The organism is Vibrio wakamikoensis (assembly GCF_050337275.1).
In the GTDB taxonomy this organism is placed as follows: Bacteria; Pseudomonadota; Gammaproteobacteria; order Enterobacterales; family Vibrionaceae; genus Vibrio; species Vibrio chaetopteri.
On sequence record NZ_JAKJST010000060.1, the window covers coordinates 1 to 882 of the forward strand.

The 882-nt window shown below is 41.4% G+C and carries 2 rRNA genes; both read left to right on the forward strand.

The window, feature by feature from the left end:
- Positions 1 to 246 (forward strand): 23S ribosomal RNA (locus L4C42_RS23450); the annotation flags it as partial.
- Positions 247 to 372: 126 nt separating this feature from the next.
- Positions 373 to 489 (forward strand): 5S ribosomal RNA (gene rrf, locus L4C42_RS23455).
- The last annotated feature ends 393 nt before the right edge of the window (positions 490 to 882 follow it).

An 882-nucleotide genomic window follows, 5' to 3' on the forward strand; every position in this document is an offset into this window, starting at 1 on the left:
GAGAGGACCGGAGTGGACGAACCTCTGGTGTTCGGGTTGTCATGCCAATGGCATTGCCCGGTAGCTAAGTTCGGAATCGATAACCGCTGAAAGCATCTAAGCGGGAAGCGAGCCCTGAGATGAGTCTTCCCTGGCACTTTAAGTGTCCTAAAGGGTTGTTCGAGACTAGAACGTTGATAGGCAGGGTGTGTAAGCGTTGTGAGGCGTTGAGCTAACCTGTACTAATTGCCCGTGAGGCTTAACCATACAACACCCAAAGGGTTTTGATGGACTCAAAGCAAGAACAAATTGAATGTGTAGAGAACGCATTAACAGCTTTCCGGATTTATTGTTTTCAGATTTTCAGAAAATCTGAAGGCAAAACAGAATTTGCTTGGCGACCATAGCGTTGTGGACCCACCTGATTTCCATGCCGAACTCAGAAGTGAAACGCAATAGCGCCGATGGTAGTGTGGGGTTTCCCCATGTGAGAGTAGGACATCGCCAGGCTTTAATTTCGACTTGTCTTTAAGTAGACGGGTCACCATAAAGTTTTAAGCATTTTTTGCTTTTAGATTTTTCTAAAATCTAATGAAAAAAGTTTAGAGTTTTATGTTGACTTTCAAAGTAGAAAGCGTATTATACGCGTCCTGCTTAAGTGCTAAGGCACTGAAAGCTCTCTCTTTTTAGAGAATTGCTCTTTAACAATATAAACCTATCAATCTGTGTGGGCACTCGTTGATGATAATCAAATTAGATACCTCGGTATCAAATTAGGTTTTCAATGAACTGAGTGACCAATCGAGATTACTTTCTTGTAAAAGAACTTAGTCTTGGCACAGTCAATTCATTATCGTTCTGTTGGAACGATAATAGCTTTAAAATTACTTCTTACTTTTGAGT